This window comes from Marinicauda algicola, from assembly GCF_017161425.1.
GTDB classification, from domain to species: domain Bacteria; phylum Pseudomonadota; class Alphaproteobacteria; order Caulobacterales; family Maricaulaceae; genus Marinicauda; species Marinicauda algicola.
The window spans coordinates 691,677-710,365 of sequence record NZ_CP071057.1 but is presented as its reverse complement, the minus strand read 5'-3'; the positions used below and the strand labels follow the sequence as shown (position 1 = coordinate 710,365).

The window sequence follows — 18,689 nt, the reverse complement described above, 5'->3', positions numbered from 1 at the left end:
GAAAATGCCGCGCGGACGGGGGCGTGCCAAGCCTCGCGCACCGTTGGTCACCGCGATCGGGCGGCGAGGCGCCGCAGCGCCGCCTCCCGGGCCTGGCGGTCCCTCACGCCCGCAAGCGCCGCGGGCAGGCGGGCCAGGAGGTCGCGCGCGGTCTCGCCCGGCCCCATGCGCCGGCCGGCCTCGCCATGCACGAAGGCCGCCGCGCACGCCGCGTCGAAGGCGTCCTCCCCCTGGGCCATGAAGGCGCCGAGGAGGCCGGCGAGCGCGTCGCCGGTGCCGGCCGTGGCCAGGCGCGCGCTGGCGTGGACATTGACGCGCACGCGGCCGTCCGGGCCGGCGATGACGGTGTCGGGACCTTTCAGCAGCACGATGGCGCCGCTGCGTCCGGCGGCCGCGCGGGCGGCCTCGATCTTGTTGAGCGAGCCCTCGCGCAGGCCGGGGAAGATGCGGTCGAACTCCCCGGCATGGGGGGTGAGGACGGCATCCTCGTGCAGGGCCTCCAGGAGCGTTTCGGGATCCGCTTCGAACGCCGTCATCGCGTCGGCATCGAGCACGAGCGGGATCTTCAGCGACAGGGCGGACAGCACGCGCGCGCGCGTCGCGTCGTTCACCCCGGCGCCGGGACCCAGGATGGCCGCGTCCGCGCGATGGTCCTTCAGCACGGCGTCGAAACCGGCTTCGCGATCGAACGCGCGGGTGACGACGTCGAGGCTGGCGGTGGAGACCTCCATCAGCGCGGAGGGCGGGCAGAGCAGCGTCACGAACCCCGCCCCGCCCTTCAGACCGGCCTCGGCGGCGATGCGCGCCGCCCCGCTCGCCCCGGCCGGGCCGGACAGCACGCACAGCCGCCCGCGCCTGTGCTTGTGGGCGTCGGGATCGATGTCGAGCCCGGGCACGCGCCAGAGCGCGGGCGAGTTGAGCTCGGCGCAGGGTTCGGCGGCGCGCGTCCAGCCGTCGGGAATGGCGATGTCCACCAGCACCACCTCGCCGCAGATCCTCGCGCCGGGCTGCAGCAGGTGGGCCGGCTTGTGGCGGTGGAAGGTCACGGTGAGATCGGCCGCGAACACAGGCCCGTCCGGGCGTGCCGCGTCGCCTGACAGGCCGCTCGGCACGTCGACGCAGACCACCACCGCCCGGCGCCCGGCCGAGGCCTGCGCCAGCCGCTTCGCCGCGCCCTCCAGCGGACGCGACAGGCCGGCCCCGAACAGGGCGTCGACGACGAGCCCGCCATCGGGGATTTCCGCGTCCTCCAGCGCGCCGACCTCCCCGTCCCAGCGCGCGGCGGCCCAGGCGGCATCGCCCTCCAGCTCGCGGACGGGTCCGAGGCAGAACACCCGCACCTTCCAGCCGGCGGCCTTCAGGTGGCGCGCGGCGACGAAGCCGTCCCCGCCATTGTTTCCCGGCCCGCACAGCACCACCGTCTCGCGCGGTGCCCAGCGAGCACGAATCGCGTCGGCCACGCCGCGCCCGGCGTTCTCCATGAGCTGGGTGCCCGGCACGCCGTTCTGCGCGGCGAAGCGGTCGGCCTTGCTCATCTCCTCATTGGTGAGAATGGCCGCGTCGCTCATGCCCGCCCTTCCTTCTGCTCGATTTTCATGCATCCCTGCCCGTTTCGCGGGCAGGCGGCATCCAAAAGCGTTGCGTTCGCCCCTGTCCTGTTGTGAACCCGCGGGCCCACGATAGCGTTTCGAACCGAGCGGAGGCGTCTCATGAAAAAAATCGAAGCGATCATCAAACCGTTCAAGCTGGACGACGTGAAGGAAGCCCTTCAGGAAATCGGACTGCAGGGCATGACGGTGACCGAGGCCAAGGGCTTCGGCCGCCAGAAAGGCCATACCGAACTCTATCGCGGCGCCGAGTACGTCGTCGACTTCCTGCCCAAGATAAAGATCGAACTCGTGGTCGCGGACAATCGTGTCGACGCGGCCATCGAGGCGATCCAGAACGCCGCCCAGACCGGGCGCATCGGCGACGGCAAGATCTTCGTCATGCCGGTCGAGACCGCCATCCGCATCCGCACCGGCGAGACCGGCGAAGAAGCGATCTGACGCGCCGCCGGACTTCCTGCCAATCCCTTTTCCCAACCATCCGAGGACACCCCATGTCGGACGACATTCTGAAGAAAATCAAGGACGAAGAGATTCAGTACGTGGATCTGCGCTTCACCGATCCGAAGGGGAAGATGCAGCACGTCACCTTCGACGCCTCCATGGTCAACGAGGACTTCTTCGAGGACGGCCAGATGTTCGACGGCTCCTCGATCTCCGGCTGGAAGGCGATCAACGAGTCCGACATGGTCCTGAAGCCCGATGCGAAGACGGCGCGGATCGACCCGTTCTTCCAGCAGACCACCCTGTTCATGTTCTGCGACATCCTCGAGCCGTCCACCGGCGAGCCCTACAACCGCGATCCGCGCACCACGGCGAAGAAGGCGGAGAAGTTCATCTCCACCGTCGGGGTCGGCGACCGCGCCTATTTCGGCCCCGAGGCGGAGTTCTTCGTGTTCGACGACGTGCGCTGGACGACGCAGCCCGAAACCACGGGCTACGCGATCGACTCCGAGGAAGGCCCCTGGAATACAGGCGCCATCATCGAAGGCGGAAACATGGGCCACCGGCCCGGGCCGAAGGGCGGCTATTTCCCGGTCCCGCCGATCGATTCCGGTCAGGACATGCGCACCGAGATGCTCGCGGTGATGTCCGAACTCGGCCTGGAGCCGGAAAAACATCACCATGAGGTGGCCCCTGCCCAGCACGAACTCGGCACGCGCTTCGCCACGCTGGTGGAGATGGCCGACCGCATGCAGCTCTACAAGTACACCGTCCACATGGTCGCCGCCGCCTACGGCAAGACGGCAACCTTCATGCCCAAGCCCATGTATCGCGACAACGGGTCGGGCATGCACGTGCACCAGTCGATCTGGGACGGCGACAAGCCGGTCTTCGCCGGCGACAAGTATGCCGGGCTGTCGGACACCTGCCTCTACTATATCGGCGGCATCATCAAGCACGCGCGCGCGATCAACGCCTTCGCGAACTCCACGACGAACTCCTACAAGCGCCTGGTGCCGGGTTACGAGGCGCCGGTCCTGCTCGCCTATTCGGCGCGCAACCGCTCGGCCTCGATCCGGATCCCGCACGTCTCCTCGCCGAAGGCCAAGCGCCTGGAGGCCCGCTTCCCCGACCCGGCCGGCAATCCCTACCTGACCTTCACCGCGCTGCTGATGGCCGGTCTCGACGGCATCGAGAACCAGATCCATCCCGGCGATCCGATGGACAAGGACCTCTACGACCTTCCGCCGGAAGAGCTGAAGGACATCCCCACCGTCGCGCGCAATCTGCGCGGCGCGCTGGAAAGCCTGAATGCCGACCGCGCCTTCCTGAAGAAGGGCAATGTGATGGACGACGACCAGATCGACGCCTACATCGCCCTGAAGATGGAGGAGGTGGAGCGCTTCGAGATCACACCCCACCCGGTCGAATTCGACATGTATTACAAGTGCTAGGCCAAGGGTCTGGCGAATGCGTCGCAGCCGGCGGCCGCCCTCTCCGGGGCGGCCGCTTGCATTCGGGCAACGCCCGGCCGCTACAAGTGAATAGGTGGTCGACGCGCCGGGAACCATCGGCTAGAAATTCGAAGCTATTGTCCCCGCTCGCGCGGGTTTTTGTCGATTGTTCCGGAGTTTGCTCCATGCGCGCCCGCCTTCTCGCCGCCGTCTCGCTGAGCGTCCTTGCCGCGGCCCCCGCATTGGCCGACGAGGAAATCAACGCGGAGCGCACCGAGCCGATCTCCACCTCCGACGCGGACGGTCAGGGCAATGCGGACAACATCATCATCGGCGCGGACGGGCGCGTCGTCCTGACGACGCCCGGACCCGCCGTCACGCTGGATTCGAACAACTCGGTCACGCTCTCGCCCGGCGCGGAAATCATCACCACCGATGTCGACAACTCGACCGGGGTCGAGATCCAGGGCGGCAACCAGGGCACATTCACGCATGGCGGCCGCATCGACCTCAGCGATTCCTTCGAACCGGGCGACGATGGCGACGGCGGCGATGACGACCGGATCGACGCCGATGGCGACGGCGAACGGGAAACCGACCTGGCCGAGGCAGACGGCCCCTTCGCCGAGGATTCCGGCAAGATCGGTATCCACGTCACGGGAACTCAGAGCTTCGTGGGCGACCTCGTCGCACAAGCGGGCTCGAGCCTTCGCGTCGAGGGACAGGATTCCTTCGGCCTTCTCGTCGAGGAAAGCGCCGGCGTGGACGGGGATATCCTTCTCGAGGGCACCATCAACCTTCTCGGCGAGAACAGCACTGCCGTCGCGCTGCGGGGCGACACGACCGGCGATGTCCGTATCGGCGGCCAGATCGGCGCGACCTCTCCCGGCGGGGAGGGCGTTGCGGTCGACGGCGACATCGGCGGAGGGCTGCACTTCACCGGTACGGTCTCCACGACGGGCTACCGCGTGCCGGGCCGGCTCGAAGCGACGCGCTTTCGCGTATTCGATGCCGGCGATGACGATCTGGATTCCGGCTCCGCCGTCCGCGTCTCGGGCAATGTCGCGAATGGCATCTTCGTGCGGGGCGCATCCCAGGATGCGCGCGCGGGTGAAATCAACGTGCGCTCGCAGGCGCCTGCCCTGGCCATACAGCCGTCCGACGGCGGCACCGGCGACGTCACGATCGGCCTGGTCAACCTGCCCGAGGGCGTCGACCCGGACCGCGAGGATGCGGCCGACCGCCAGCTCGCTTACGGCATAGTCATCGACGGACAGGTCGCGGCCGAAGGTGTGTTCGACGGGAAGAACGCCACCGCCATCCTGCTTTCGGGCAGCGAGGACGGCCTGCGCCGCCTGCTCGTCGAGGGCGGCTTCCAGAACACCGGCAATATCGGCGTGGTCGCCTACGATGCCACGGCCACGGGCATCCGTTTCGCGCAGGGCATGGTGACGCCTGTCTTCCTCAATAGCGGCGAGATCCGTGCCACCACCAGGATCGGGCATGAGGACGACGGCTTCGCCGACGATGCGCTCGGCGAGGGCGAGGTCTACGTGCTCATCGTGGAACAGGGTGCGGACCTCGAACGCATCGTCAACAGCGGCATCCTGTTCGCCCAGATCGAGGGTGATGGAGCAAGGGGCGCCACCATCCTGGTCCAGTCCGACCTTCTGACCGAGATCGAGAACACCGCCGTCATCTCGATGCGCGCGCCCAATCTCGTCGAGGGCGCCGAAGTGGAGACCGTCGCGATCGATGCGCGTGCCCACACCGCCGGACTGACCATCCGCCAGCACGATGCCGATACCGAGGACGAGGCGACGCCCACCATCCTCGGCAACATCTATCTGGGAAGCGGTGACGACACCATCCGCTCCGAGGCAGGCACTCTGACCGGCGACATCGAGTTCGGCGCCGGAGAGGATCTCTTCGAACTGCGCAACACCGACTTCACCGGTGCGCTGCATGACTCCGACTCCCGGCTCGTGATCGACGCGGAAAACTCGCGGCTGTCGATTACCGGCGGCCAGTCGCTTTCGCTGACCTCGGCGCGCTTCGGGGACGGCGCCACGCTCGATATCAGCCTGACCAACAACTCCCTGACCCATCCGCTGCTCGACGCCTCCGGAGAGATCCGTTTCGAGACGGGTTCGGCTGTCTCGGTGGGACTCAGCGAGCTGATCGGCGACGGTCAGACCTTCACCCTCATCTCGGCGGGCGACCTGTTCTTCGCCGACGAGGCGGCCACGCTCAGCACGACCGACGCACCCTTCCTCTACAGGACGACGCTCACGCGCGGCGCGAACGATCCCGAATCTCTGGTTCTGACCTTGTCGCGCAAGACGGCCGACGAACTCGGGATGAATGCGAACCAGGCGCGCGCCTACGAGCCTGCCTTCGCCGCGTTCAACTCGGTCGACGCCCTCGGCGCGGCGATCGCCTCGCTTCGCACCCGCAGCGATTTCTTCTCCGCCTACGACCAGCTGCTTCCCGAGTATGCCTCCAGCGCTATCCAGTTCGCCCTCGCCTCGAACGACGCCGCGCAAGGCGCGCTGGCGGCCCGGCTGCAGAATGCCCGGCTCGCGCCGGATAATCTCGCGGGCCTGTGGGCCCAGGAATTCGGCTATTTCGCGGATCGCAACGGTTCCGGCCTGGCCCCGGGCTATCGCGGTGAAGGGGTCGGCCTGGCGGTCGGCATCGACCGGCCCGTGGGGCCCTTCTACGCGGTCGGCGTGAACATCGTCGGCGCGGCGAGCGAGATCGAGGAGATCGAGGGCTTCGACGAGCCGATGATCGCCCTGACCGGTCAGCTCGGCGGTTACGCGGCCATGGATCTCGGCGGCTGGGACATCTCCGGCGCGGCCGCGCTCGGCTATGACAGCTTCGAGACCGAGCGCAATATCATCGTGGGCAGCTTCTCCTCGACCAGCAGGGCCGACTGGTCGGGCTGGCACGCCACTGCGTCCGCCCAGCTCGGGCGCGACCTGGCGCTCGGCGAATGGGTCGTGCGCCCCGAAGCCTCGCTCACCTGGCTGTCCCTGTTCGAGAGCGGGTACAGCGAGAGCACCGAACTCGCCGCGAACGAGGGCCTCGCCCTCGTCGTCGACGACCGGGAGTCCTCCACCCTCACCGCGGCGGCCACGCTCGCGATCGCACGCCGCTTCGGCAGCGACACCTCGTGGTGGGCGCCCTCTCTGCGGGTGGGCTATCGCAGCGAACTCGCCGGCGATATCGGCGAGACGACCGCTCGCTTCGGCCAGGACGGGCAGCTGTTCACCCTGCGCGGGGCGGACATGCCCGGCTCTGGAGCCCTTGTCGGCCTGGGTCTTTCGGCGGGTTCGAACTACTCGACCTTCACCTTCGCCTACGACGCCGATGTCCGAGAGGACTTCATCCGGCACGTCGCGCGTCTCATCATCCGCCTGACTTTCTGATTTCCGCTTGAGCGGACGGCAGTTGTGACCTAGGGTGGCAGGGCTTGATCGCCCTGCCCCTCACACACCAGGCGCGATCGGTCGAGCCGGCCGTGCGAATCCCTCACGCGCGCCGGCTCTTATCGTTCACCGGACGTCAACCAAGCCGTGGCCAGATCGGGCCATGCGCACCCTGCTCGTCATAGCCGTCCTGGCGCTGGGCCTTTCCGCCTGCGGGCACAAGCCGCCCGACCAGGTGGAGAATGCCTGCCTGATCCTAGAGGATAACCGCTCCTGGTGGCGCGCGCTGAAACGCACCGAGGACCGGTGGGGCGTGTCCCCGGGCATCCAGCTCGCCATTCTCAAGCGCGAATCCAGCTTCAACGGCCGCGCCCGCCCGGCGCGCACGCGGCTGCTCGGCTTCATTCCCGGCCCGCGCCCGTCCGACGCCTACGGCTATGCCCAGGCCCTGGAGGCGACCTGGGAATGGTACCAGGAGGAAACCGGCCGCGGCGGCGCGGACCGCGACGATTTCGACGACGCGGTCGATTTCATCGGCTGGTACACCCACATGAGCACCCGCCTGTCCGGCATCTCGCGCAGCGACGCGCGCGCGCTATACCTTGCCTATCACGAGGGCCATGGCGGCTATAATCGGGGCAGCTATCGCGGCAAGGACTGGCTGCTGCGCGCCGCGGATCAGGTCGAGCGTGACGCGCGCACCTACGATGCCCAGATCGAGCGCTGCCGGCGCCGGCTCAATCGCGGCTGGATTCCGTTTCTCTAGGCGGGGCTGCGCGACAGCTCCCCGAGCACGTCCATCGCCGCCTGCGCCTTCTCCTCGAGGACGAAGAGATGGTCGCAGCTGAATCCGGAGACCGGATTGACCGCGATGCCGTTGTCTGCAAGTGCGCCGGAAAGACGGGCGATGAAGCCGACCGAATCCGGCGGCGAGCCAGCCTTCGCCACGATGCGCCGGCAGAGAAAGTCTCCCGCGAGCCCCTCGCGTGCGGCCACGCGCTCGGTGACGATCAGCGTGTCGGCCTCGTCCTCGCGAAACCTCATCAGTGCGGGAAGCCCGGTCGCCGTACCGGGCGCCGCGCGCACGAAGAGATAGCGGTCGGGATCGAGCCAGGGCTCCATCCGCGCGAGCAGGGTATCGAGATCGGTATCTGCCATCTCGCCTCACCTTTGTCCGGTTCAACTGCGGCGGGCAGTTCTCAAGGCCCCGCCCGCTCGGGCACTCTAGCGCGGTCATGGCCAGTGATTCGCAGAACGATCTTTTCGGCGGCGCATCCGCGCCGAATCCGCCAGCCGCGTCCTCCGAGAGGCAAACGCCGCGCCCGGCCGTGCGATCCACGCCGGGTGCGCCGGCGCGCCCCGCTGCTCCGGCCAGCGCCGAGGCGAAAGGCTACAACGCCTCCTCGATCGAGGTGCTTGAGGGCCTCGAGCCGGTGCGCAAGCGCCCGGGCATGTATATCGGCGGCACCGACGAGCGCGCCTTCCACCACCTGTTCGCCGAAGTGCTCGACAACGCCATGGACGAGGCGGTCGCCGGCCATGCCGACCGGATCGAGGTGAGCCTCGACGAGGACGGTTTCGTCACGGTCACCGACAACGGCCGCGGCATCCCGGTCGATCCGCACCCGAAATTCCCGGACAAGTCGGCGCTCGAAGTCGTCATGACCACGCTGCACTCGGGCGGGAAATTCTCCGACAAGGCCTATCAGACCGCCGGCGGCCTGCACGGGGTGGGCATCTCGGTGGTCAACGCCCTGTCGGAACGTGTCGATGTCGAGGTCGCGCGCGATCGCACGCTGTGGCGCCAGAGCTTCGAGCGCGGGCTTCCCGTGACAGCGCTCGAACAGGTCGGCGGCGCGCCGAACCGGCGCGGCACCTCGGTCCGCTTCAAGCCCGATCACGAGATCTTCGGCACCCGTGCCCATTTCCGCCCGGCGCGCCTGTTCGCCATGGCCCGGGCCAAGGCCTTCCTGCGCCGGGGCGTCGAGATCCGCTGGAAATGCCCCGCCGCGCTCGTGGAAGGCACGGACATCCCGGCCGAGCAGGTGCTCTCCTTCCCCGGCGGCCTCGCCGACCGGATGGCCGAACTGGCCGCCAGGAGCGCGCTCGTCACCTCCGAGCCCTTCTCCGGCCGGGTCGAGCGCGACGGGCGCATGGGGGCGGTGGAATGGTCGGTCGCCTTCTCCGCCAACGGGTTCGGCGAGCATGACGGCTTCTCGCAGAGCTTCTGCAACACCGTGCCGACCCCGCAGGGCGGCACCCACGAGATGGGCCTGCGCGGCGCGCTGACCAAGGGCCTGCGAGCCTATGGCGAGCTGTCCAACGTGAAGAAGGCCGCCCAGATCACCGGCGACGACGTGATGGGCGGGGCGGGCGTCCTGATCTCGATCTTCCTGAAGGACCCCGAATTCCAGGGCCAGACCAAGGACCGGCTGTCCACCCCGGAAGCCCAGCGCCTCGTCGAGGCCGCGGTGCGCGACCGCTTCGATCACTGGCTCGCCGCGCGCCCGAAGGAGGCGGCACAGCTGCTGGACTGGGCGATCGAGCGCGCCGACGAGCGCCTGAAGCGCCGCAAGGAGAAGGAGGTCAAGCGCCAGTCCGCGACGCGCAAGCTACGCCTGCCGGGCAAGCTCGCCGACTGCTCCTCGCGCGATCCGGAGGGCACGGAGATCTTCCTCGTGGAGGGCGATTCGGCCGGCGGCTCGGCGAAGCAGGCGCGCGACCGTCGCACGCAGGCCATCCTGCCCCTGCGCGGCAAGATCCTGAACGTCGCCTCGGCGACGATGGACAAGGTCGCGGCCAACCAGGAGATCTCCGATCTCATGCTCGCGCTCGGCACCCGCCCGGGCCAGAAGTTCAACACCGACGAGCTGCGCTACGAGCGCGTCATCATCATGTGCGACGCCGACGTGGACGGCGCCCACATCGCGGCCCTGCTCGCGACGTTCTTCTACAAGTTCTGCCCCGGCCTCATCGAATCGGGGCGCCTCTTCATGGCCCAGCCCCCGCTCTACCGCCTGACGCAGGGAGGCAAGACGCTCTATGCCGCCGACGACGCGGAGAAGGACCGGCTGATCGAGACCGAGTTCAAGAAGAACAAGGTCGAGGTCGGCCGCTTCAAGGGCCTGGGCGAGATGACCCCGGCGCAGCTGAAGGCCACCACGATGAACCCGCAGACGCGCTCGCTCGCCCGCGTCGTGGTCGAGGACGGCTATCAGGACAGCGCCGACGAGCTCGTGGAAACCCTGATGGGCAAGAAGCCGGAGCTGCGCTTCCAGTACATCCAGGAACACGCGCCGTTCGTGGAGGCGCTGGACGTTTAGGAGGGCGGACGCAGGCCACCGGGCAGAAAGCCCTCGCCCTCTCACTTATTATCTTTCGATGCGACGCCGCAGGGTCGACACCTTGCGTGAGTGGCATGCCGGCCCGGTGCTGTGTGCACGGCCCGCCATCGACGAGCCGCTGGCGCGCAGGCCCGGGTTCCGGAAGGCGATCGAAGTCAACTTGCATGGGATGGGGGTGCGCGCAAGGATGCCTCACGCTTAGGCATGGCGCAGAAAATTGGTGTGTGTCCCGATTTTCCCGAGTGTCCCCGATTTTCCCGATTTTCGACAGTCGACCCACGACGCTGGACTTAGGTGCGACCACCTGACTGAACAACCAGATCGCATACTGTGGCGGATGCTGATCGGCCCGGAAGGGCGGACGCGGTTGTTCAACGACTGAGCACGCTGGCAGCAATCTTGCCAGATCGCCCCTCGCTTTCATTGGCAAGCGCGCTGGGCGGGTGGAAATCCACCTCTCCCCCGCCCCGTGGCTTGCCAGGGGCCGTCTATCGCAGGCTCGGTTCGGGCCGATCCAACGGCCGTTAGGGCGTTCGTGCGAGCACCGTCTCGCGACCATTTTGGCGAATGACCATCTCCAAGACAGGACCGCTTGCAGGAACGAACTCGACCGAGGCTCCAGCTTCTTCGACATCGAACAACGTCGGCGACGCAGCCAATAGCCTGAAACTCGGTTGGCCGGCGATCTGGGCCAGCAGCGTTTCACCCTCGAGCGTCACGCTGACCGAAAGCTCACTGTTTGCATATATGCCCACAAAGCGCTCCATGACGGCGCTCGGCAGCTCCAACCCTGTCGGCGGCGGTGTTGCGCCGGTGCTAATCCGAACGCCGCTTACGCCTTCACCGTCACCGCTAGCGAAGAAGCGAGCGGCAACAATCGCCCCCGTCGTATCGCGGTCGAATTGCAGCCGGGTGAAACCGTCTTCGTAAAGAAAGTCATCGGCGGCGATTGGTGTCAGCTGAAGCCGGGGACCGACGTTGCGCTGTGCGGTAAGTCGGCCGGCCTCTAGCCGGATCGTGCGCACTACGCCATCGCCGAAATCGTAAACACCTTGTGCCGCCTCAAGTGATGCCACTTCGGTTGGTATAGCGTCAGGCATCGGGTATGGCGCGTCGAGCGCATGGGCCACGAGCCGGCGCGTCAGCGCATCAGCCTGTTCAGGACCGTTGTGCGCATCATCGTTCTCGAGAACGACGACTGTGATGTCGGGGCCTGGCAGGTATGTCAAAGACGCAATGAACCCGAAGATTCGCCCGCCGTGCCTCAGGGCGCGCTGTTGGCGAATCGAGATTTCGTAGAGGCCGAAGCCATAACGCACTCCCTCGACTGCCGCCGCCCCTTCTGGCACCGCCATCATCTGATAGGATTGGCTTCGCAGGATACGACCTTCATGCAATGCACGTGTCCAGATCAGCAGGTCGTCGACGTTTGAAACAAGTGCGCCTGCGGCATGGGGTTGGGTCATGCTCATCGGCAACATAGGTGCGACGGTGTCTTCATCGTAGCGATAGCCGCGAACCTGTAGAGCGGCGAATTGCGGGTCGTGACCATATCCGGTATGGCTCATGCCGAGCGGGCGAAAGAAGCGTTGAGCCATGTATTCGTGCCACGCAAGCCCAGTTACCGATTCAATAACTGCACCTAACAGAACGTACCCGGAATTGCTGTAAGCCCAACTCTCTCCAGGTAAGAACACCAGCGATTCATCCCGGAAGAGACTAATGATCTCCGACGTGGTGAGGTCACGTTCTATTCCATCGATATATTCTGGAAGGTTATTGAAATTGCGAACGCCAGCGGTGTGATTGAGCAGATGCCGTAACGTGATCTGATCACCATTCGGATAGTCCGAAAGATAACGAGAGAGCGGATCATCTAAGCCAACTCGCCCGTCCTCGACCAAGGTCAGCACTGCGGCTGCAGTAAACTGCTTCGTCACCGAGCCGATTCGGAATACGGAATTTGGATGCAGCTGTGAATGCGATTGAATATCACCTTCGCCGCGCGCGCCGCGAAATAGGATAGTGTCGCCCCGGGCGACCAGAACGGCTGCGCCAGGGCCGTCAGCGCTATACGTGCGTCGAAGCAGCTCATCAGCGTAGTGGGCGGTCGTTTCCTCCGGAGGATCACCAGCCCCCGGCGGCACACAAGCCAGTATGCTCAAGGCCGAGACGATCGCAGGTATCAGACTTGGCATCCTCTTACTCCTCGCTCTACTAAGGCGTTATTACATCGTGGCAAAAATTCTTCCGCCGTATAGGGAAACGCCTTTTCGGGCCAGGCGCGAACGTCTTCGTCGATTAGTTGTTGGCAGACTGCGTTAGCCATCTTTTGGTGTTTACCCCAACAATCGTGAGCCAGAGCGCCAGCGCTCCCTCAGCTATGAATGCGAGCGGCATCAGGATCGGAAAACTCCAAGTCGCGAGCGCGGGATGAACAAAAAATGCGAAACTGTTGGCTGCATATCCGAAGCCGGCCAGCACCATTAGCAGGCCAATCAGCGCCGGGAGGAACGCCGACCTCGCGATAAGGTATCCAAGGAGGATGCAGTGAACACCGAAGAGTAACAGGGCGATGTTGTACCCAATCGAGTGATATGCAAATGACAGATACGACAGCGCCTGCCGCTGCTCGTCAGTGAATCCGTATAGATATGACTGATCGAGGATAGTCAGAGGTGCAAAGTGCGAAACCGTCGTCACGGCAATGACAATTATGGCGGCAAATCGGAATGAGCTAGAAAGCAAAGAAATAATCCTGCTTACGGGCTTCATAATTTCGAATAAAATCACTGATAGTGTAATGTCACACAAGACTGTAATTAATTGAGCACCGCCACCAAATCGGAACATTCGTTCGGATTCGAGTATATTCACTGCTGTTCTTGCTGCATCGCCAGAAACGACGAGTGTCGAGCGCGCGTACATCTCAGCGAATAATGCTGCTATGATGATGATTAGGTATAGTACGCCCCCGACCTGGCCATAAGAAGCGGTGAATTCAACGCCTTTTTCATTTGATACCGCCTGTGTGGCCGCAAATGCATGGACTATTGATCATCTGATTGCTCGCGTAAACTTCACTATTTTGAAATAGGCGAGGTCGCACCCGCTCCAATTCTGAATGCCGAGCTAGCTCTGACCAAACACAATCAGACGGACAAAGATCATCGAGAAGCCGAACGCGCCGATGCACATAGCTGCGCTAACGAGGTAGAGCGCCATTGCCGCAAGGTAGCGCATTGCCGTACCTCCCCGCTCAGAGGAATAGAGGTAGAGCTGCAAAACGAGCAGGGGTACGAGGTAGGACGCATATTCGAAGACCCGGAACTGCATCACATCCGGCTCGCGCTGAGTTAGAACCAACCAGCCAGAAAAAACGAGGCGCAGAAAAAATACGCCGTTTACGGCCAGTAGCGCGCGAAGCGCCCAGCGGCGGTGACTAACTATGCTTCGTTTGATGCCCTCGCGCCACGCGAGTGCGGCAAACAATAGGATGAGCGCGCCGTTGATACTGATTGCCAATTCGGCACTAATGTCGGTGACCGGTTCGCGCAACCAGACCATGTAGAACCCGGCAAGGGTGACCGCGAGCGAGAACAGAATGAACAGGCGGCCATTCCAGCGATGCAGCCACGGAGCAGTCGCCCGTAATTGCGGGATGAGCTGAAGCGTTCCACCGAAGGTAATGAAAATCGCCAACATCACATGGGTGGCGAACGCCAAGTTTCCGATTATGTCTCCTCGAACAAACGGACTGAGGAATGGATGCTCATTCCAAGCCGCAAACTGGCCGGACAAGGTCGGCTCGGCATAAAATGCCGCTATGTAATAGACAAACAGCCACTGGCTGATCACCATTACGCCAAACCAGATTGTGGTCGCTGCTTTGAGCGCCCCGATGCCATCGTTGCCCCTCGAACCCGCTCGCGTAACTGAGACATTCGTCATAAGCTCGCCTTCCCTCATTGGCCGAGCGGCCACATCATGCTCCACATAAGAGCATCGGTGTGCACTGCCTGGACATGACGGGAGGCATCAAAAACATGACCGCTGGCAACAAGAGGCTCAGCACCTATGACCGCCGCCACCATCGCCGCCGGGTATCCACGGGGCCTGGTGGATTTTGCAGTAACCCAAGGCGCCGACCGAGTTGAGCTACTTCGTCAATCGGGAATCTGCGAAGAGACACTCGCACACCAGGATAATCGGGTGCCGGTCAAGGACTATGTTCGATTATTCGATGTCGCCTCAGACCATACCGGAATGCCCGCCGTCTCGCTTGAGTATGGCAAAGCTGTGCGCATGCAGGAAATCTCAATTGTCGGCCTGATCTGCGAAGCATGTGAGAGCGTTCTCGACGTGCCGAAGCAACTCAATCGCTATGCGGCGCTTGTCGTAGATGACAATAGGTTTGAGCCAGCTACGATTTTGCGAGGTGTTACGAGAGGCAGCCAAACGTGGATAGAAGGACCCAGCACGCTGTTTTCTGACTACCCCGTAATCGCTGAGTGCGAACTGGCTCGACTGGTTTGGAACACGAGGGCGATGTTTGTAGATGTTCCAGAGTTTAAGAAAATAAGGTTTCCACGCACGGTGCATCTGATGCGCAGCGCTCCAAAATACAAGGCTGATTTTGAGCGTATATTTGAGGCGCCGGTGGTGTTCGACAGCACTTGGAACGCACTCCAGATCGACCCCGAGTTTCTTTCCCTCAAGCAGCCGCCGGTAAACCGGTACGTGTTCGGTGTGCTAAGCGAACGAGCAGACTCCTTACTCAACGAACTGAGGCTCTCCAAGACAGTGCGCGGTCGGGTCGAGACTGTCTTAATGGAGATTCTGCACACAGGCGAAGCTTCCATGGATGTTGTGGCTGCACGTCTCGGCCAAAGCCGGCAGACGCTTTATCGCAAGCTCAAGGAGGAGGGTGTAACGTATGAGCAGGTGCTCGACGGGTTGCGCCAGAAGCTTGCGGTGCACTTCTTGTCCGGCAAGCAGGTGTCCGTCAATCAGACGGCGTACCTTTTAGGATTTTCTGACCCAGCCTCGTTCTCGCGAGCCTTTAAGCGTTGGACCGGCGAGAGTCCACGAGCGGTACACCAGAGGCGCTCGCCGCTCAAACCACGAAATCAAACCCGATCCATGTGACCGGATCGAGCGCACATCATAGTGGGAACCACGGGTCATTCGCTCCCTGGCGCTCACTGGCGAGCGCAGCAGGGAATTTGGTGGTCGTGGCCTGAACCCCTTGCCGCCCCCTCAAATTTTCAATGAAGCGGTCGAAAGATTATCAACCAGCTCAAACCTGTCTCCTCACAGTTTGATAAACCGGTCAAGAATATGGGGCCATCACCGCAATCGCGGCTGGGTCTGGAGCAAAGGATTGGCGGGGACAGGCGCCGACTTTCCGGCGCGCCCGGCTCGCGCGGCCATCATGAGCTCGCCTACCGGCGGGCCGACACCTTGCCCCACCCCACACACTAGTTTTTCCGCGCCGCCCCTTTCCTCGGCGGTCAATTCCGGCAAGTCTGTCCTCCGACGGCGTGGCGGCCAGAGCCGCCCGCCCGACCTGGAAAGGGGAGAAGACCATTGAAACAGCACGGCTTGACTGCGGGCCTCGCCTCGCTGCTGGCCCTGTCGCTGGCCGCTTGCGGTAACGGCGGCGAGGGGGGAAGCGAGGGCGGGGAACGCGCCTCGCGCGATCGCGGGGACGGCGACACCGAGATCGTCCGCATCGACACCAATCCCTATCCCTCGACATACACCCCTGCCCCTTCGGGCGTGACGCTCATCCGCGGCGCGACGGTGTATGACGGCATCGGGGGCGAGCTCGCCGATACCGACATCCTGATCCGCGACGGGCGGATCGCGGAGGTCGGTCCCGGGCTGGAAGCCCCCGAGGGCGCCAGCATCGTCGATGCGCAGGGCCGCTTCGTCACGCCGGGCGTGATCGACATCCACTCCCATCTCGGCGTCTATCCCTCCCCGGCCGCGAACGCGCACTCGGACGGCAACGAGGCGACCGAGCCGGTGACCGCCGAGGTCTGGGCGGAGCACTCGGTCTGGCCGCAGGATCCCGGCTTCGATTCGGCCCTGGCCGGCGGGGTCACCACGCTGCACATCCTGCCCGGATCGGCGAACCTGTTCGGCGGACGCGGCGTGACGCTGCGCAACGTGCCCTCGCGCACCGTGCAGGGCATGAAGTTTCCCGACGCGCCCTACACGCTGAAAATGGCGTGCGGGGAGAACCCGGCGCGGGTCTACGGCAATCGCGGCCGCTCCCCGGCGACCGACATGGGCAACATGGCCGGATACCGGGCGAGCTGGATCGAGGCGTCCGACTATCGCGACAGCTGGCACGAGTACTGGGAGCAGGCCGAAGCCGGCGAGGAGGCCGAGCCGCCGACCGAGGATCTCGAGCTGAACACGCTGATGGGCGTGCTGGAAGGCGAGATCCTGGTGCAGATGCATTGCTACCGCGCCGACCAGATGGCCCAGGTCCTCGATATGGCCGACGAGTTCGGCTACCAGGTCTCCGTCTTCCACCACGCGGTGGAGGCCTACAAGATTCCCGACCTTCTGTCGGAGGCAGGTACCTGCGCCGCGGTGTGGGCCGATTGGGGCGGGTTCAAGATGGAAGCCTACGATTCCATCCGCGAGAACCTGCCTTTGCTGCACGCCAACGGCGCCTGCGGCATGATCCATTCCGACAGCGCGCTCGGCATCCAGCGGCTCAACCACGAGGTCGCCAAGGCGCTCGCGGACGGGCGGCGCATGGGCCTCGAGATCAGCGACGCCGACGCGGTGAGCTGGTTCACCTCGCGTCCCGCCCGCGGGCTCGGCATCTTCGAGGAGACAGGCTCGATCGAGGTGGGCAAGCGGGCCGACATCGTGGTGTGGTCCGGCCATCCCTTCTCCAGCTACTCGATCGCCGACCAGGTCTATATCGACGGCGCGCTGATGTACGAGGCCGGCAACCCGGAACTCCAGACCGTGCGCGACTTCATGCTCGGCCAGCCCGGCGAAGGAGAAAACTGACATGAAACGCCTTCTCACAGCGCTCGCCGCCGCGGCGATCACCGCCGCACCGGCGCTTGCCCAGACCGTCGTCGTCACCAATGGCCGCGTGGTCACCAACACCGATGCCGGGGTGATCGAGAACGGCACGGTCATCGTGCGCGACGGCGATATCGTCGCGGTCGGCGCCGGTCTCGAAATCCCCGCCGGGGCACGCACGATCGATGCCGGGGGCGGCTGGATCACGCCCGGCCTGTTCCACCCGCAGACCCAGCTCGGCCTCGTCGAGGTCGGCGCGGAGAGCATGACGCGCGACACCGAGGCCGACGACAGCCCGTTCAGCGCCGCGATCAGCGTCGCGGACGGCTTCAACTTCGACGGCAACCATATCGACGAGGCCCGGATCGACGGGATCACCCGGTTCGCGATCTTCCCCTCGGTGGGCCGCAACAATCTCGCCGGGCGCGGCGCGCTCGCGGACTCCACGGGTCTTCCCGGCAGCCTGTTCGCCGCCGAGCAGTTCCTGGTCATCGACATGGCCCGTTCCGGCGCGGCGACGTCCGGCGGGTCCAAGCCCGCCGCGTGGGCCTATCTGCGCGCCGCGATGAACGATGCACGCACCTATCCCGGGCGCTATCTCTCCACCCAGGAGGGGATCGTCCTCAACCGTACCGATGCAGAGGCCTTCGAAGCCGCCGTGCGCGGCGAGATGCCCATCGTCTTCCTGATGGACGATGACGGCGACATCCGCCGCCTGCTCGCCTTCAAGGAAGAGAACCCGAGCCTGCGCATCATCATCGCGGGCGCAGCCGAGGCCCATCAGGTGGCCGAGGAACTCGCCGCGGCCGACATCCCGGTGATCTTCGACCCGATGCGCAACCTGCCCGGCAGCTTCGACACGCTGTCCTCGGCGATGAACGCCGCCGCCCAACTCTTCGATGCCGGCGTCGAGGTCGCGTTCACCACGCTCGGCTCGGACATCTACTTCAATCCGCGTCTTCTGACCCAGCACGCCGGGATCGCGCGCGCCCACGGCGCGGAATGGGAGGACGCCTTCCGGGCGATCACGCTCACCCCGGCCGAGCTGTACGGCTATGGCGACCGGTTCGGCGCCTTGGCGCCGGGCTATGCCGGGGACGTCGTGGTCTGGGACGGCGATCCGCTCGAGGTCATGAGCGCGCCCACGCACGTCCTGATCGAAGGCGAGGTGCAGAGCATGGAGACGCGCCAGACCCGTCTGCGCGACCGTTACCGCGAAATCCGGCCCGAACACGCCTACGCCTATCACCATTAAGTCACAGCGGTGTCTTTACCGCACCACTCAACGGCCCGGCCGCGTTGACAGCGCGAGCCGGGCCTCTATGTTCGCGCCGCACGAAGACCTGACAT

The 18,689-nt window shown here is 64.9% G+C and carries 13 protein-coding genes; 8 read left to right on the top strand and 5 right to left on the bottom strand.

The annotated features are described in order from the left end of the window. Window positions 1–47: 47 nt before the first annotated feature. Window positions 48–1,568, bottom strand: a complete 1,521-nt coding sequence (locus JW792_RS03435) for an NAD(P)H-hydrate dehydratase (protein WP_135994067.1) — start codon at window positions 1,566–1,568, stop codon at window positions 48–50. 141 nt (window positions 1,569–1,709) lie between these two features. Here JW792_RS03435 and JW792_RS03430 point away from each other — a divergent pair, with 141 nt between their 5' ends. The 4 genes from JW792_RS03430 to JW792_RS03415 all read left to right on the top strand — a co-directional run bounded on the left by JW792_RS03430 (window position 1,710) and on the right by JW792_RS03415 (window position 7,705). Beyond that, on the top strand, window positions 1,710–2,048 hold the full coding sequence (locus JW792_RS03430) for a P-II family nitrogen regulator (protein WP_135994068.1): 339 nt from the start codon (window positions 1,710–1,712) through the stop codon (window positions 2,046–2,048). Between the two features lie 53 nt (window positions 2,049–2,101). Next, window positions 2,102–3,505 carry a type I glutamate--ammonia ligase gene (glnA, locus tag JW792_RS03425; RefSeq protein WP_135994069.1) on the top strand — a complete coding sequence of 468 codons (1,404 nt, stop codon included), beginning with the start codon at window positions 2,102–2,104 and terminating at the stop codon, window positions 3,503–3,505. Between the two features lie 185 nt (window positions 3,506–3,690). Then, window positions 3,691–6,939, top strand: a complete 3,249-nt coding sequence (locus JW792_RS03420) for an autotransporter outer membrane beta-barrel domain-containing protein (protein WP_135994070.1) — start codon at window positions 3,691–3,693, stop codon at window positions 6,937–6,939. A gap of 163 nt (window positions 6,940–7,102) precedes the next feature. Then, the gene (locus JW792_RS03415) at window positions 7,103–7,705 is read left to right on the top strand and encodes a transglycosylase SLT domain-containing protein (RefSeq protein WP_135994071.1); all 603 of its coding nucleotides are present in this window, start codon (window positions 7,103–7,105) and stop codon (window positions 7,703–7,705) included. Here the strand turns inward: JW792_RS03415 and JW792_RS03410 are convergent. Next, window positions 7,702–8,097: an ACT domain-containing protein gene (locus JW792_RS03410; RefSeq protein ID WP_135994072.1), complete on the bottom strand. Its 396-nt coding sequence runs from the start codon at window positions 8,095–8,097 to the stop codon at window positions 7,702–7,704. The two genes, JW792_RS03415 and JW792_RS03410, sit on opposite strands and share 4 nt — an antisense overlap. A 77-nt stretch (window positions 8,098–8,174) precedes the next feature. Between JW792_RS03410 and parE the strand changes: the two genes are divergently transcribed. After that, window positions 8,175–10,262, top strand: coding sequence for a DNA topoisomerase IV subunit B (gene parE, locus JW792_RS03405; RefSeq protein ID WP_135994073.1), 2,088 nt, complete (start codon window positions 8,175–8,177; stop codon window positions 10,260–10,262). Between the two features lie 545 nt (window positions 10,263–10,807). On the opposite strand, the gene JW792_RS03400 is transcribed toward parE, so the two are convergent. The 3 genes from JW792_RS03400 to JW792_RS03390 form a co-directional block, all read right to left on the bottom strand. Continuing rightward, window positions 10,808–12,481: a serine hydrolase gene (locus JW792_RS03400; RefSeq protein ID WP_135994074.1), complete on the bottom strand. Its 1,674-nt coding sequence runs from the start codon at window positions 12,479–12,481 to the stop codon at window positions 10,808–10,810. Between the two features lie 103 nt (window positions 12,482–12,584). Further along, the gene (locus JW792_RS03395) at window positions 12,585–13,211 is read right to left on the bottom strand and encodes a DUF4386 domain-containing protein (RefSeq protein ID WP_241095049.1); all 627 of its coding nucleotides are present in this window, start codon (window positions 13,209–13,211) and stop codon (window positions 12,585–12,587) included. Window positions 13,212–13,415: 204 nt separating this feature from the next. Beyond that, window positions 13,416–14,234 (bottom strand): DUF2306 domain-containing protein, encoded by an 819-nt coding sequence (locus JW792_RS03390; RefSeq protein WP_158291490.1) that lies wholly within the window; start codon window positions 14,232–14,234, stop codon window positions 13,416–13,418. A gap of 126 nt (window positions 14,235–14,360) precedes the next feature. On the opposite strand from JW792_RS03390, the gene JW792_RS03385 reads away from it, so the two are divergent. The 3 genes from JW792_RS03385 to JW792_RS03375 all read left to right on the top strand — a co-directional run bounded on the left by JW792_RS03385 (window position 14,361) and on the right by JW792_RS03375 (window position 18,594). Continuing rightward, window positions 14,361–15,431, top strand: coding sequence for an AraC family transcriptional regulator (locus JW792_RS03385; RefSeq protein WP_135994077.1), 1,071 nt, complete (start codon window positions 14,361–14,363; stop codon window positions 15,429–15,431). Window positions 15,432–15,872: 441 nt separating this feature from the next. Next, window positions 15,873–17,321 (top strand): amidohydrolase, encoded by a 1,449-nt coding sequence (locus JW792_RS03380; RefSeq protein WP_135994078.1) that lies wholly within the window; start codon window positions 15,873–15,875, stop codon window positions 17,319–17,321. Between the two features lies 1 nt (window position 17,322). Beyond that, window positions 17,323–18,594, top strand: coding sequence for an amidohydrolase family protein (locus JW792_RS03375; RefSeq protein WP_135994079.1), 1,272 nt, complete (start codon window positions 17,323–17,325; stop codon window positions 18,592–18,594). Window positions 18,595–18,689 lie beyond the last annotated feature (95 nt).